This window comes from Dyella japonica A8 (assembly GCF_000725385.1).
GTDB lineage: Bacteria > Pseudomonadota > Gammaproteobacteria > Xanthomonadales > Rhodanobacteraceae > Dyella > Dyella japonica_C.
The window spans coordinates 2,076,033-2,091,201 of the sequence record NZ_CP008884.1; the positions used below are offsets into that span (position 1 = coordinate 2,076,033).

Annotated in this window: 10 protein-coding genes; 8 read left to right on the top strand and 2 right to left on the bottom strand. The window is 66.5% G+C overall.

The window, feature by feature from the left end; genetic code table 11:
- Window positions 1-436: 436 nt before the first annotated feature.
- Together HY57_RS08520 and HY57_RS08525 are read right to left on the bottom strand one after the other, a co-directional pair.
- Window positions 437-3,250, bottom strand: coding sequence for a lamin tail domain-containing protein (locus HY57_RS08520; protein WP_019467415.1), 2,814 nt, complete (start codon window positions 3,248-3,250; stop codon window positions 437-439).
- Between the two features lie 427 nt (window positions 3,251-3,677).
- The gene (locus HY57_RS08525; protein ID WP_019467416.1) at window positions 3,678-5,174 is read right to left on the bottom strand and encodes an aminotransferase class III-fold pyridoxal phosphate-dependent enzyme; all 1,497 of its coding nucleotides are present in this window, start codon (window positions 5,172-5,174) and stop codon (window positions 3,678-3,680) included.
- Between the two features lie 287 nt (window positions 5,175-5,461).
- Between HY57_RS08525 and HY57_RS08530 the strand changes: the two genes are divergently transcribed.
- The 8 genes from HY57_RS08530 (at window position 5,462) to queA (ending at window position 15,167) form a co-directional block, all read left to right on the top strand.
- Window positions 5,462-6,376 carry an ABC transporter ATP-binding protein gene (locus HY57_RS08530; RefSeq protein ID WP_019467417.1) on the top strand — a complete coding sequence of 305 codons (915 nt, stop codon included), beginning with the start codon at window positions 5,462-5,464 and terminating at the stop codon, window positions 6,374-6,376.
- Window positions 6,376-7,161 (top strand): ABC transporter permease, encoded by a 786-nt coding sequence (locus HY57_RS08535; RefSeq protein WP_019467418.1) that lies wholly within the window; start codon window positions 6,376-6,378, stop codon window positions 7,159-7,161. The genes HY57_RS08530 and HY57_RS08535 overlap by 1 nt, the downstream gene beginning before the upstream one ends.
- A 6-nt stretch (window positions 7,162-7,167) precedes the next feature.
- Window positions 7,168-8,418, top strand: a complete 1,251-nt coding sequence (locus HY57_RS08540; protein ID WP_081500762.1) for a sensor histidine kinase — start codon at window positions 7,168-7,170, stop codon at window positions 8,416-8,418.
- Window positions 8,415-9,596, top strand: coding sequence for a sensor histidine kinase (locus HY57_RS08545; RefSeq protein WP_019467420.1), 1,182 nt, complete (start codon window positions 8,415-8,417; stop codon window positions 9,594-9,596). The genes HY57_RS08540 and HY57_RS08545 overlap by 4 nt, the downstream gene beginning before the upstream one ends.
- The gene (locus tag HY57_RS08550) at window positions 9,593-10,195 is read left to right on the top strand and encodes a response regulator transcription factor (protein WP_019467421.1); all 603 of its coding nucleotides are present in this window, start codon (window positions 9,593-9,595) and stop codon (window positions 10,193-10,195) included. Before HY57_RS08545 ends, HY57_RS08550 begins: the two co-directional genes overlap by 4 nt.
- Window positions 10,196-10,254: 59 nt before the next feature.
- On the top strand, window positions 10,255-11,460 hold the full coding sequence (locus tag HY57_RS08555; protein ID WP_200873911.1) for a DUF3142 domain-containing protein: 1,206 nt from the start codon (window positions 10,255-10,257) through the stop codon (window positions 11,458-11,460).
- 72 nt (window positions 11,461-11,532) lie between these two features.
- The gene (locus HY57_RS08560) at window positions 11,533-13,986 is read left to right on the top strand and encodes a hypothetical protein (protein WP_019467423.1); all 2,454 of its coding nucleotides are present in this window, start codon (window positions 11,533-11,535) and stop codon (window positions 13,984-13,986) included.
- Between the two features lie 152 nt (window positions 13,987-14,138).
- Window positions 14,139-15,167: a tRNA preQ1(34) S-adenosylmethionine ribosyltransferase-isomerase QueA gene (queA, locus tag HY57_RS08565; RefSeq protein ID WP_026034305.1), complete on the top strand. Its 1,029-nt coding sequence runs from the start codon at window positions 14,139-14,141 to the stop codon at window positions 15,165-15,167.
- The last annotated feature ends 2 nt before the right edge of the window (window positions 15,168-15,169 follow it).

A 15,169-nucleotide genomic window follows, 5' to 3' on the forward strand; every position in this document is an offset into this window, starting at 1 on the left:
CCTCCTGGATGACCGGCGAGTGCCGGTGGCGCAAGTCTATGCCTGCGGGGAGGTGGTAGGGGAGGGGCAAGGCTGCAGGTCATTCAGCCATGTCGCAGCTTTGGGGGGGGCTGGCGAATGGCTTCACTCCCTCCGCTCGTCATTCCGGCGTAGGCCGGAATCCAGTGGCGACAACGGTCGGTTGTTGTGTGAAGTCAAAGCGCAGGGCTCTTCCGCGAAAACCGAATCCTGGGGCCACTGGATGACCAGCCATTGGGCTGTTGAAAAGCACCTCCGGCCTGCGCCGGAATGACGGTGAGGGGGAGTGGGGGGGCTCACGCGAGGTTGTGGGCAGACGCTACGCGGCTGATGTGCGGAGAAATGCAAGGCCAACGCCATCGGCACAAAAAAACCACGCCCGTTGCCGGGCGTGGCTCTCCGTCGACAAGGCCAGGGCTTAGTGCCCGCGACCGCGTCCTTCGCCCTGGTCGTCGTCATCACCCTGTCGGTCGTCGTTGCCGCGGGGCTTCTGCTCGCCGAGCTTGCCCGGCACGAACAGGTCGACCACGAAGCCGTCGTGATCGGACACGCCGATCGCCTTGCGCGCGTCGGTGGCGGCAGCGGCATCGGCCGCCATCTGCACCGGTGCGTCCAGGTCCGCGCGGCCGTACTGCATCTTCAGGAAGCGTTCCCGGGCGGACTGGTTCAGCAAGGCGTGGTCGAGCACCTGCACGGTCGGCACTTCGCGCCCCGAGTTGCCCGCGCCAGCCTGGGTGTAGCCCTGGATGGGGCCGAACTTCTCGGTGAACAGGAACGAGTAGCGGTCGTTCTTCGGTACCGACTCCACCGCGTTCCACAGCGCCGGGGACACGATGTTCTTGCCCAGCTTCAGCTGGTTTTCGCTGTCCTTGTACTTGCCGGCGATCAGGCCAACCATGTCCACCCAGCCGTCGCTGAACTGGTAGGCGTTGAAGTCGCCCACCACCAGCAGTGGCTGCCACGGGTTGGCGGTCTGCAGGGTCTGCACCTGGCGAGCCAGCGATGAGGCCTGCAGGAAGCGCTTCTGGCGGTCGCGCACAGCCGAGGCACCGTCCTTGTCGACATTGGTGCGCGCCTTGGTGTGCACCGAAATCACCTGGAAGCGCACGCCGCGCGCTTCCGCCGTGAGCAGCAGCGGCGGGTGGTCGTGCACGAAGGCGGTCTGGCCGTTGTCGTTCCAGTTCTCGTCGGCAGCCAGCTGCTGCACCGACACTACGTGAACGCGATCGCTGCGCACCAGGAAGCCGACGTTGATGCCGCTGGGATCATGTCCGGGCAGCAGATAGGCCTCGTACTTGGCGCGGTAGTCGTCGCCCAGCTGGGTGGCCAGGCCCTGCAGCAGCGGCAGGCTCTTCACTTCCTCGACCGACAGCACGTCGGGCAGCTGCAGCACGCTGCCGATGTAGGCAGACAGACGCTGTGTCTTCAGCGCCACGTCGGTGGACGTCGGCTCCTTGCTGTTGCCGCTGCAGGTGAAGACGGTGTTGAACTCGCTGTCGCAGAAGCGCTCGGTGTTGAGCGCGCCGATGCGCAGCGCGTACGGCGCCGTGGGCGACACCGCGCGCGGCATCTCCGCCACATGCTTGAGCGTGATCTTGGTGGGGATGAAGGTGTACGCGCCGAAGTCGTACGAGATGATGCCTTCGGCGCGGAACGTGGTGCCGGCGACGAGCGGCGTGTTGAGTGGTACGGCGCCGAAGTCGGCGGTGTTCATCTTGAACACCTCGGGGTTGCCGCCCCAGTTGGGCAGTGTCACGCCATCGGGCACCTGCACGCCGTAGCGCACACCCGGCTGGCGCAGCGAGCGTTTGCCGTTCGCCGTGATGCTGACCTCGGCATAGGGCGCTGTGCTGAAACGTTTGTTGCCCATGTTGATCATGCCGTTCTCGATCACCACGCGCATGCCCACGAAGCACTGGAAGTTGGTGACGCCGCACGACAGCTTGTCGGGATCGGAAGAGGGGACGTTGTCACCGAATACGACCGGTGCCGGTAGGCGGCTGCCATGCGCCGTCACCGAGACCACGGCGTTCTTCAGCTCGGGCAGGTTGTAGTAGTTGTCCACCGTGGCATCCACGTCCACGACATCGCCCATGGCGACCGTGGGCTTGCTGGCGGTGAATACATAGATGCCGTTGGAGGTGAGCGGATCGGCATCGGCGCGCGCGTCCGGCGTCTGCATGGTGAAACCGGCGGGGCCCACCGCCGTGACAATGTTGCCCCGGGTGATCACCGACTTGCCGACCAGCGGCGAGATCTGCCCGCGGCCCTGGATCTGCCAGATTTCGGCGGCGACCGGGATGTCGTACAGGATCGCGCCCATCGCGGTGTCGCGCGCCAACGGGATGTTGCCGCCCGGCTGGCTCAGCTTGACCTCGAAGGCCTTGTCGTCGCTCGGCGTGGAGCGGCCGTGCACGACGACGTTGAAGCCGGTCTGGGTCTGGCCTTCCGCGATGGTCAGCGTGGTGTCGAGCGCGTCGTAATCGTGATCGGCCACGGTGGCGCTGCCATCGATCGTCGTCACGTGTACGGAGACGCCGCCCGCGGGCGCCGGCTGGGTCAGGGTGACGGTGAACGGCATGGTGACGTCAGCGGCGCTGCGTACCTTGACGCTGGCATCGGCGATGGAGAACGCCTGGCCCAGGACCGCGCACGTGCTGGTGCTGTTATGCGGCGTGGTGGGCGAGGCGACCACGAAGTCCGCCTGGTTGTCGCCGGTGTTCAGCGGCAGGCCGGCGGCATCGGCCTTGCGGGCGTAGCCCTTGTCCGCGTTGGTGGTGCCCAGCGACGTCAGCGGATTGCCGGCCTTGTACGCGGACCCGGCGGAGAGGCCCACCTGGTCGAGCACTTGGCCGGACGCATCGAGGATGGCCAGGCCGCCGTCATCGGTCACGCCGGTGCTGTATTTGATGTCACCGGGGACGCTGCCGGAATAGCCGCCGCTGGCTCCATTGGCCAGCAACAGATAGCAGCCCGAGGCGATCGACGTGCCGCCGGGCAGGGTAAGACGGGTGCCGGCGGTGCCCGTGGCGTTGGAGGCGTTGAGCTTGTAGCCGGACAGGTCCAACGCCTTGGTGCCGCTGTTGAACAGCTCGACGAACTCGTCGTTGCCGCCAGCCGGGCCACGGACCCGGAACTGGCTGATGCTCAGGTCGGCTGCCTGCGCGGACGTTGCCGACAGCAGGGCCAGCAGCGCGGCCCAAAGGGCGCGCCGTACATGCGTTGGTTTCATTGACCACTCCCTTTCCCGGGTCCGGGGTGGACCCCATCGGGGAGGAGGCTAGTAAGTTTTTACGACAGTTTCGCGAATGGAATCGGCAATATCTCGCGATACTGCGAGGCATGTGGCGATTTTCAGTTCTGCCGTGCTCTGGCGGGGGCGTGGCGCCGGCCAGGGCCGTGGGCGAATAGCCCGCATCGCCGTCGTTCGGCAATGCCGTTCCTCAGGGCCTGCTCACGGTCTCGCTGGGGCGTTGCTATCCCCTCACCGTCATTCCGGCGCAGGCCGGAATCCAGTGGCGACCACCTTGAAGGGTCGCGATAGTCGTCACCAACCCAGCCATTGCCTCGCGAAAACCGGATGTGGTGGCTACTGGATTCCGGCCTGCGCCGGAATGACGGTGAGGGAAATGAGCTGTACGAAAATCGTGGCGGTCTTATCAGGCCGCCTCGGCCTTGAGCTTGCGCGGCCCGTGCAGCAGGGCCTGGCGAACATGCGACACCACCAGATCGACTTCGTCGCTGCTCACCAGGAAGTGCGGGGTGAAGCGCAGCGAGTTGGTGCCGCCGTGGATCACGCCCACGCCGCGCAGGCGCATGAACTCCTCGGTGGAGTGGGCGCCGTAGCACTTGAACTCCGGCGCCAGCTCGCACGAGAACAGCAGGCCGGTGCCCTGCACCTTGGTGATCAGGCCGCCCAGTTCGTTCTTCAGCGCGTTGAGCTTGTCGACGAATTCCTTGCCGCGCTCACGGATGTTGTTGCGCACCTCGTCGGTGAGCTCGTTGAGCGTGGCGAGCGCCACGTCCAGCGCGCGCGGGTTGGCGGTCATGGTGTTGCCGTAGATGCCCTTGCGGTACAGGTCGGCGGTGCGCTCGGTCACGGCGAGCACGGACAGCGGGTACTGGCCGGCGTTGAGCGCCTTGGAGAAGGTTTCGAAATCCGGCGGCGCGAGCTTCTCGAAGCCCGGGTAGTCGGTGATCGACAGCACGCCGTGCGCGCGCAGGCCCGCCTGGATGGAATCGACCAGCAGCAGCGAACCGTGTGCCTCGGTGAGCGCGCGCGCCTTCTGGTAGAACTCCGGCGTGACCGCGCGGCCCGGGTCGCCTTCGCCCATCACCGGCTCCAGGAACATCGCCTCGATGAACCAGCCGTTCTTGTCGGCCTCGGCGAACACGGCTTCCAGCTGCGCGATGTCGTACGGCTGCACGGTGAGCAGCGTGTCTTCATGGCGATAGCTGGCCAGGTGCTGCAGATAGGTCTTGCGCGTGGAATCGGAATACAGCGCCGGCTTGTCGGTGCGGCCATGGAAGGCGCCCTTCACCGCGACGCGCTTGATGGTGCGGCCCGCGTAACGCGCACCGGCATCGGTCAGCAGCTTGGCATTGACGTCAGCGATGCGACAGGCAAGGCCCACCGATTCGGAACCGGAATTGAGCGCGAGATAACGCGTGTACGGGTTGCTGCCACGGTTGCGGCCAAGCTCGCGGTCCATCGCCTTGGTGAAGCGCATCTGCGAGACGCTCGGCGTCATCACGTTGGCCATCACCTGCGGACGCGCCAGCGCGGCATCGATGGCTGCATGGTTGTGGCCGAAGCCCAGCATGCCGTAGCCACCGTTGTCGTGGATCACCGCACCCTTGAGGCTGACCACCCACGGACCGCGCGCTGCCGCCGGCAGGTACGGGTTGATGGCGTCGTCCGGATAGAAGTTGACGAACTCCGTCTGCGCCTGCGCCAGCTGCTCGGCTTCGTCGAGCTTGAGGAAGTCGCCCAGTTCGTTGCGCAGTTCGCGGTGACGCGCCACCGCGTCGCCGATGGCCTGCGCCAGCTCAGGATGGCTGGCCGCGAAACGCTCGATGGTGGCGTCGTCGAGGCCGGTGGTCAGCGGTGCGCCGCCGAATTCGCGCAGTTCGCGCAGCTGATCAATCACGCCCATGGGTTCCTCCTTCAAGGTCGACTTGCCTGCCGTCCCGAAGGCAGGCGCATCGACACGTCTACGATTGTCATGGTGTGGAAACGCGAAGCCTTTCTGCGTCTCCCTTGGCTCTGTGGCCATGTCGCACTGCGATCCTCACGGATGTGGCAACGCAACGTCCGTCTGAGCATAACTCGGCGTTGTCGCCGCCGTAACCCCGGGTGACGCTTGTCACCTGCGCTGCCTGACGCGGGCAACTGCTGGCAAACCCTTGCGCCGCCTAGCATGGCAGGCAGGGAGGAGGAGCCATGGAAAAACATGCAGCCGTCGTTGCCAGCCTGTCTGCCGCCGTCAAACATTACGGCGCTTTAACGGCGCTGGATGGTCTTGATCTCATGTTGCACCGCGGCGAACTGCTCGCCTTGCTGGGCCCGAACGGTGCCGGCAAGAGCACCGCGATCAGCCTGCTGCTGGGATTGGTGCGAGCCGACGCGGGACGGGTGGAGCTGTTCGGCCGCAACCCGCAGGAGATCGATGCGCGTCGCCGCATCGGCGTGATGCTGCAATCGGCGTCGTTGCCGCCAACCTTGCGCGTGTCTGAATTGTTGCGGCTGACCATGAGCTACTACCCGGCGCCACGTGCCCTTGAGGAAACCGCGCAGCTCGCCGGCATCACCGACCTGCTTTCGCGCCGTTATGCCGCGCTGTCGGGCGGCCAGCAGCGCCGGGTGCAGTTCGCGCTGGCGTTGTGCGGTCGGCCGGAGCTGTTGTTCCTCGACGAGCCCACCGTCGGCATGGATATCGATGCGCGGCAGAAACTGTGGGTAGCGATTCGCCGCCTGGTTGCCGAAGGCTGCGCCGTGGTGCTCACCACCCATTACCTGGAAGAGGCCGAGGCACTCGCACAGCGCGTGGTGGTGCTCGCCAAGGGACGTGTGTTGAGCGAAGGCAGCGTCGATGCGCTGCGTTCGCGCGTAGCCATGACGCGCATCCGCTGCATCAGCGATCTGGACGCCGCGGCCTTGTCGCAATGGCAGCACGTGGCCTATGCGGAACACGATGGCGCGCACCTGCACGTGCACACCGATGCACCGGAGAAGGTGCTGCGCCGCATGCTCGACGCGGATCCCGCGCTGTCGGAGCTGGAGGTTCGTCGCGCCGGCCTGGCCGAGGCGTTCACCGAACTGACCCGTGACAACGAAGCGGAAAAGGAGGCGGCGTGATGTCCGTCGCCATGATCGAGCCGCTGTCGTCGTCCGGCATGTCGCCGCGTCGCCTGCTTGGCGCCTATCTGACCGAGGCACGTACGGAATGCCTGCGCTACTTCCGCGCGCCGAGCTTCCTGTTGCCGGTGACCTTGTTCGCCACCATGTTCTATCTGCTGTTCGGCATCGTGATGAACCACAACGCCGATGCGGACACCGCGCGCTACCTGCTCGCCAGCTATGGCGTGTTCGGCGTGATGAGCCCGGGTTTGTTCGGTTTCGGCGTATCGCTGGCGATGGAGCGGGACAATGGCCTGCTCACGCTCAAGCGCGCATTGCCGATGCCGCCCGGTGCCTACCTGCTCGGCAAGATGGTGATGGCCATGTTCGCGGCGGGCGTTGTCGTCCTTTTGCTGCTGGCACTGGCCGTGGGTCTCGGTCACGTGCCGCTCGGGCTAGCGCAGGCTTTGTCGCTGCTGGTCACCGGCATGCTGGGCGTCTTGCCGTTCTGCGCCATGGGGATGCTGGTGGGCACCCTGGTGAAGGGGCAGGGCGCGCCGGGGGTGATCAACATCATCTACCTGCCCATGTCCTTCCTGTCGGGCCTGTGGATTCCGCTGCACCTGCTGCCATTGGCGCTGCAGCGGATAGCGCCCGTGTGGCCCAGCGCGCACCTGCAACAGTTGGCCCTCGGCGCGGTGGGTCTCGGGCACACCAGTCCATGGCCACATGTTGCGGTGCTGCTGGCCTATACGACGGTGTTCTTCCTGCTGGCGGCACGCCGCCTGCGACGCCTGGGTTGAAGTAGCATGCACGGTGGACAGCCGGATCACTGGGAGGGGCGCGCGTTGCGTCAGTGGCTACGAGCTTGGTTCACCCCGGCGCCGGATTCGCTGGTGGCCATCAGCATCCAGAAGGGCAAGTCGCCCTGGGTGGATGCCGTCCACCTGTTGTGGTCGGTGTGGGTGTTCGTCATTCCGGCGTTCGACAAGTACACCTGGCATTGGGCGCTGTTCACGCTGGCCACCTACCCGGTGTTCCTGCTGCTGTATGCGAAGTGCTGCCTCAGCTCGCGCCATCGTTCGCACTACTACGCCTTCGGCCTGGTGGTCATGTCGATGGTGCTGCTGCCGTTCTACCCCAGTGCGCTGACCTATTTCGTCTACGGCACCATCATGCTGCGCAGCTGCCGGATGGAGCTGAGCCGCTACATGGCTTTGCTGGTGGTGCTGAACATCCTGCTCCTCACGGAAGTGACGTTGCTGCATTACGCGTGGCAGGCGGTGATCTGGATACCGGTGACGTCCATCATCATCGGCCTGGTCGTGCATGCCGAGCGCCAGAGTGACGAGAAGGAGGCCGAGCTCCGCCTTTCGCATGACGAGGTGCGCCGCCTTGCGGCACTGGCCGAACGCGAACGCATCGGGCGCGACCTGCACGACCTGCTCGGTCACACCTTGTCGCTGATCACGCTGAAACTGGAGCTGTCACGCAAGTTGTTCGACCGCGACAGCGAAGCGGCGAAGCGCGAGCTGACCGAAGCGGAGCGCGTGGCTCGCCACGCACTGTCGGAAGTGCGTTCCGCCGTGTCCAACATCCGCGCCACCGATCTGGCCGCGGAGCTTGCCGCCGCGCGCCTGATGCTGGAGTCCTCGGCCGTGTCGTTCGAATGCGGCGAGCTGCCGCCTTCGTTGCCGGTCGAGGTGGAGCGTGGCCTGGCGCTGGTGTTGCGCGAGGCCGTGACGAACATTGCGCGGCATGCGCGGGCCAACCGTGCGCAGGTGAGCACCAGCGTGGCAAACCAGAGCCTGCGCCTGTGCATCGAAGACAACGGCCGGGGTGGCGTCGAGGCGCATGGCAATGGCCTCAAGGGCATGCGCGAACGCGTGTGCGCACTTGGCGGCACGCTCGACGTCATCTCGCCACCGGGGCACGGTACGCGCCTGGACATCACCGTGCCGTTGCGTCCACGGCCGCTGCTGCGCGAGCGCACACCGGAAGGCGAAGCGCCAACGGGCAACGCAACGGACTGGACGCCGCAGGAGCGGCACGCGACATGATGGCCTGGCTCAAGCCCCATCCCGATTCCCTACTGGGAAAACTGGGTTCGCCGAGCTACCTGCGCTGGGAGGCGATGGCCAACCTGGTCTGGATGGCCGCGCTGTTCATCGGGCCCGTCGTCGATGCCAAATCCGACTGGACGCGCTGGTTGCCGCCCACCCTCATCTCGGCGCCGCTCTACCTGTACTTCCATTTCAAGGTGTACACCGGGCCGTATCGCCAACTGCCCTGGTACGCGGCCGCCATGGCCATCACCGGGCTCATCGTGTGGCCGTTCAATGGCGTGGCCCTGGGTTATGCGATGTCGGCGGCGATGTGCCTGGCCTACCTGCCGTCGTTGCGCCGGTGGTTGACGGCGCTGCTGATCCTGGCGGTGCCGACCGCCATCGTGGCCCAGCAGCGGCATGTCTCGCCCTGGATCATGCTGCTGGTGGGTTTTGTCGCGGTGCTGTCCGGCTTCGGGCATTTCCTGCGCATGAACAACTACCGCCGGGACGCCGCGCTGCGTCTCTCGCAGGAAGAAGTGCGCCGCCTGGCGACCTTGGCCGAGCGCGAGCGCATCGGGCGCGACCTGCACGACTTGCTGGGGCATACCTTGTCGTTGGTGACCATCAAATCGGAGCTGGCGCGCAGGCTGGCGCTCATCGATCCCGAGCGCGCCCAGCGGGAAATGGAGGAAGTGGAGCGTGTCGCGCGTCATGCCCTGGCAGAGGTGCGCACGGCGGTCACCGGCATGCGGCGCGGCGACCTCGCGGCGGAGCTGGTGTCCGCGCGCCTCATGCTCGAGGCATCGGGCGTCGGTTTCAGCGGCACCCTGCCGGAGGGCGTGTGCCTGCCCACGCAAGTCGAGGCCCCGCTGGCGCTGGTGTTGCGCGAAGCGGCCACCAATATCCATCGCCATGCGAAGGCGCAGTCGGCCAAGGTCGACTTCATCGTCGACAAGGAACACTTTCAGATGCAGGTCAGCGACGACGGCTGCGGCGGCCTGAGTGCGCATGGCAATGGCGTGAGCGGTATGCGCGAACGCATCCGCGCGCTGGGCGGCAACCTGCAGATCGATTCGCCGCCGCGCCGCGGCACCGTGCTGACGGTACGCGTTCCCCTGAAGCAGGACAGGGTTGCCGGCGTCGCAGCGGATGCGCCGTCCGTGGAGTTGAACAACAGGAGTGCTGCATGATTCGTGTATTGCTGGCCGAAGACCAGGCGATGGTGCGCGGTGCGCTGTCCGCGCTGCTCAACCTTGAAAGCGACATCGAGGTGCTGGGTTCCGCGGCCGATGGCGAAGCGGCCTGGCGCGAGCTGCAGCGGCTGAAGCCGGACGTGCTGGTCACCGACATCGAAATGCCGGGGCTCACCGGGCTGGAACTGGCCCAGCGCATCCAGCGCCATGAGCTGCCGATGAAGGTGATCATCGTCACCACGTTCGCGCGGCCGGGCTTCCTGCGCCGCGCGCTGGATGCCGGCGTGTCCGGCTATCTGCTGAAGGATGCGCCGGCCGAGAACCTCGCTGAGGCCTTGCGCATGGTGCATCGGGGCGGGCGCGCCATCGATCCGCAGCTGGCACTGGAAGCCTGGTCGGAGGCCGATCCGCTCAACGACCGCGAGCGCCAGGTGCTGCGACTGGCGGGCGAGGGGCAATCGGCCAACGACATCGCCACCCAGCTCAACCTGTCACATGGCACGGTGCGCAATTACCTGTCCGAGGCCATCGGCAAGCTAGGCGCCGCCAATCGCATCGAGGCCTATCGGCTCGCGCGCCAGAAAGGCTGGTTGTAGCCAGCGCGCGCCCGTTCGGGTGCAATGGCCACCGGAACGTTTCCGCGAGTGCGCCCTTGATGCCCACGTTGTTTCGATGGATGGCCCGATGGGCGTGGCTCTGCCTCGCCGCCGCGGTGGCGGCCTGCGCCGGCAAGCCAACGCCGCTGGCCAACGATGCCTATGTGTGGCAACGCCAGTGGACGCCATCGCTCGCGCGTGCAGTGGCGGACGACGGTGGCTCCGTGCGTGCGTGGCGCGTACTGGCCGCCGAGATGGATGCGCGAGGCCAGTGGCGAACTTTCACGCCGGACGGGAAGGTGCTGGCGGCCAGCGGCAAACCGGTGGTTGCCGTGGTGCGCATCGAAGGGCAGTTGCAGCAATGGGATGAAGCGGCCTTGCTGGCGAACGTGCAGGCCGTGCTCACCGTGTGGCGACAACAGCCGTTTGCGTTTGCCGGTGTGGAGATCGACCACGACTGCGCGACCTCGCGACTGCCGGCTTACGCACATTTTCTGCAAGCGTTGCGCCCGTCGCTGGCGTCGCGCGAACGGCTTTCGATCACGGCCTTGCCGACGTGGCTGGACAGCGCGGACCTGGACAAGCTGATCGCGCAGGCCGATGAAAGTGTCCTGCAGGTGCATGCCGTGCAGTCGCCGCGCGCCGGTCTGTTCAATCCTGATACCGCGCGCACCTGGTCGGCCGCTTACGCACGGCACACGCACAAGCCGTGGCGCGTGGCCTTGCCTGCGTATGGCACGCGGGTGAGCTGGGACGAACAGGGACGGGTGGCCTCCATTGAGAGCGAGCGGCCCACGCTCATGGGGGCGGAGGATTCCCGTGAGCTCTTTGCCGAGCCACGGACCATGCAGCGTTTCGTGGCGGCTTTGGAAAAGGATGCGCCGCGCGGCCTGACGGGCATCGTGTGGTTCCGTCTGCCAACCGGCGACGACGCGCGGGCGTGGAGCGGGGCGAGCTGGCGGGCGGTACTCGGCCGTCAGCCTTTGCTGGCATCGCTGACGGCCGTGGCCAGTGGCACGGACGATCCGCAGCGTTACGACGTGCGGCTGGTGAACGATGGCGATGCCGACCTGCCGTTGCCCTCACTGATCCGCATCGACGGCGCGTGCATGGCCGCCGATGGCATCAACGGCTATGCCTTGCAGCGTGGTGCGTCCGGTCTCTATCTGCAGCGCGTGCGGGTGGGTGTGCTGCGCGCGGGGCGCCAGCAAGCGGCTGGATGGCTGCGCTGCGAAGCCGCCCCGGCGCTGCACATCGAGTCCTGACCGCTGCACGCGCGGGCTTTCCGCCATAATCGCGGGAACTGGGCCCGGAACGCCCTTTGATCAGGTGAAACCATGTTGAAGCGCCAATGGATCGTCGCTGCGGTGGTGGCCGGCCTCGCCGGTGCCGTTGCCTGGGCCTGTGGCCCCATGTTCCCTAACCAGCTGCTGGATCAGCGCGAGGCGACGCTCAAGTTTGTGCCGCAGAACAGCTTCGCGTTCGAGGCGCAGCATTTGCTGCCGGCGACTGACAAGCTGGTCGGCAGCGAGCCCCCTCCGTATGGCGGCGACGACAAGAAGGGCGATGACGCCGAAGCCACATCGCTGGGCGTGTCCGTGGCGCAACTGGCCCGGATCAAGACGCTGCGCGATCTTCACACCGGCGACGAGGCATTCGAGCAGGGCAAGGATCTGCCTGCCGACCTGCGCGCCTACGTGGCGGGTGCGCTCGATTTCACCCGGGACCAACAGGACGAAGCCGCTGCCCGCTTCGAGCAGGTATTGGCCTTGCCGCCGGATCAGGCGAAGCTGCGCTCGGTCTGGGCCGCCTACATGCTGGGCCGCATCCATGCAGAAAAAGCCCACGACGCAGCATCCAACGCCGCCGTGTTCCAGCGCGAGCGCGCGGCCGCCGCCAAGGCCTTCGAGCTGGCACGCACGCGCGCGGTCGATGGCGCATCCGATACGCAGGGCCTAGCCGTGTCCAGCTTCGGTGAAGAAGCGCGGCTCTATCTCTATGACCATGGCGCGCAGTGCAGCTGGGGCGATCTCTATGGCACGCCGGCGGATGCCGTCGACGGTGCAGACAGTGCCAGCGACAACGAAGCAGACCGTCATGCCCCGACCAAAGACGCCGGCTGCGGCAATGGCCTGACGGCGGACGATCTCAAGCGCGCCATCACGCTCTATGCGGCGCAGGCGGGGCACCAGTCCGACAGTGCAGTGAACTCGTTGGCGGCCGTAGCCGACTTCAGCATGCGTCAGCCGCATCTGGCCGATCAGCTGATCGATAGTCCGGTACCGCAGCGCCTGTTGGTCGCTTATGTGCTGGCGCGCATGGGCGGCGAATCGGACGATACCGCAGCGAACGCCACCAAGCCGAAGATCGATCCCCGCCTGACCGCGTTGGTGCAGGCCATCGAAAAGCGTGGGCTGGACCATGTTGCCGGTGCCGACCGGCTCGCCTCGCTGGCCTACCAGGTGGGCAACTACGACCTGGCGACCCGACTGGTCGACAAGTCCTCCGGCCCATTGGCTGAGTGGGTGCGCGCGAAGCTCGCGCTGCAGAAGGGCGACATGGCTGCCGCGAACGCGGCGTATGCCGCAGCGGCAAAGGCCTTCCCCAAGGCGGATGATCCGCAGGCCGCCATCGAGCCTGCCAACGCCCAGCTGATCTCCGGCGAACACGGCGTGCTGGCGCTGGCGCGCGGCGAGTACGTCGTGGCGATGGGCCACCTGTACGACGCTGGGTTGGCTGTCGGTGGAGATGGCAACCAGTACGACGAGTACGGCGACACGGCCGGCACGGGATACGGTAATGACGCCATGTACGTGGCTGAGCGCGTGCTTACGACCGATGAGCTGAAGGCCTTCGTGGACGCACGCGCGCCTGCTTCCCCGGTGCCCGAAAGAAAGAAGGACGAGCACGGCTACGAGCTTTCAGCGCCGTTTCCACTGGCGGACAATCTGCGATATGTACTCGGTCGCCGCCTGATGCGCGCGGGCCGTTATGACGAGGCACTGTCGTATCTCCCCGCAGACGACGATATCCGCATCGGTTCGTATGACGAGAACCACACGTTGAAGCCTGCCGGGTTGCGCAGCAAGGCACGCGCCTATGCGCAGGCCCTGGGCAACAGCAAGCATGCGTGGACGGATATCGGCAAGGCCCAGGGGCTGTACGCGGCGGCTGTGATCGCGCGCGAGGACGGCATGGAAATCCTCGGCTACGAGCAGAGCCCTGACTTTCACGACAATGGCGGCTCGTTCCAGGGCGGCAGTGGACAGGCGCCCGACTCGCTGAAGCAGGCCTATGTGACCGATGGCGAGCGTCAACGCTATGCCGAGAGCGTGGCCAAGCCCGACTACCGCTTCCACTACCGCTACATTGCCGCGGACGAGGCATCGCAGGCAGCGGACCTGCTGCCGCCGCGCTCGCAGGCCTTTGCCGCGGTGCTGTGCCAAGCCACCGGCTGGATGCTGGATGGGCCGCCGGACTACGAAGACCACTACCAGTACTACGGCGATCCCGCCCCCAGCCAGCCGTCCGAACGGGTGCGCCGCGCCACCGCGCTTTACCAGCGCTACGTGAAGCAGGGGCCGTACGTGGATTGGGCGGCCGACTTCGGCCGCGACTGCGAGGAGCCTGATTTCGACAGCGCCCGCGCGCTCAAGCGCTCCCAGCAGGTGAGGGCGGTGAAGCACGCGGTGCGCCACTACTTCCCGTTCGAGCTGGGTGCTTTCGTGGTGGTCGTGGCGGGTTTCGCGGCCTGGCTGGTGCGCCGCAGGAAGCGAAAAGCGGTGCGTTGAGCGCCTCTCCCTCACCGTCATTCCCGCTTTCGCGGGAATGACGGTGAGGTAACTTGGGAGCAGAGGGAGCTCGAGAACAGGCTCCGCAGGGCAGGGCAGGGCAGGGTGGGGTTTTGCGCGATAATGGCGCATTCGTCGCCAATGCCCCGCCCGTGAAGAAGACCGATTTCGATTTTGACCTGCCGCCCGAGCTGATTGCCCAGGCGCCGTTGGCCGAGCGTTCGGCCAGCCGCATGCTGGTGCTGGACGTGGAGGCGCAGGCGCGCCAGGACCGCATGTTCCGCGACCTGCCGGAGTTCCTGCGCGAGGGTGACCTGCTGGTGTTCAACGACACCCGCGTGTTGCCGGCGAGACTGTACGGCCGCAAGGACACGGGCGGGCAGGTGGAGATCCTGATCGAGCGCGTCACCGGCGCGCACGAAGCCACCGTGCAGCTGGGCGTGAGCAAGAAGCCGAAGGAAGGCGGGCGTATCGAGCTGGCCGACGGCAGCCATGCCGTGGTGCTGGGGCGCGACGGCTCGTTCTTCCGCCTGCGCTTCGAGTCGCCCGACCCGCTGGAGCGACTGCTGCTGCGATTGGGCGAAATGCCGTTGCCGCCGTATATCGAGCGCCATGCGGACGACAGCGACATGGAGCGCTACCAGACCGTGTTCGCGCGCGAGCCGGGCGCCGTTGCCGCGCCCACGGCCGGCCTGCATTTCGACGAGGCCACGCTGGCGAACTTGCGCGGGCGCGGCATCCAATTTGGCTACGTGACCCTGCACGTGGGCGCGGGCACCTTCCAGCCGGTGCGCGCGGATGACCTCAAGGATCACCAGATGCACCGCGAATGGCTCAACGTGGGGGCGAGCCTGGTGGAACAGATCCGCCGCACGCGCGCCGCGGGTGGCCGCGTCATCGCGGTGGGCACCACCGTGGTGCGCGCCCTGGAAAGCGCCGTGCGCGATGGGGAAGTGCAGCCTTTCGCGGGCGAGACGCAGATCTTCATCTTCCCCGGCTACCGGTTCTCCAGCATCGACGGCCTGCTGACCAACTTCCACCTGCCGCAATCGACCCTGCTGATGCTGGTGTCCGCGCTGGCGGGGCGTGATTTCATGCTGGCCTCGTACCGGCATGCGGTAGAGCAGAAGTACCGGTTCTTCTCGTATGGGGATTCGATGTTGATTTTGCCGAAGGGCTGATC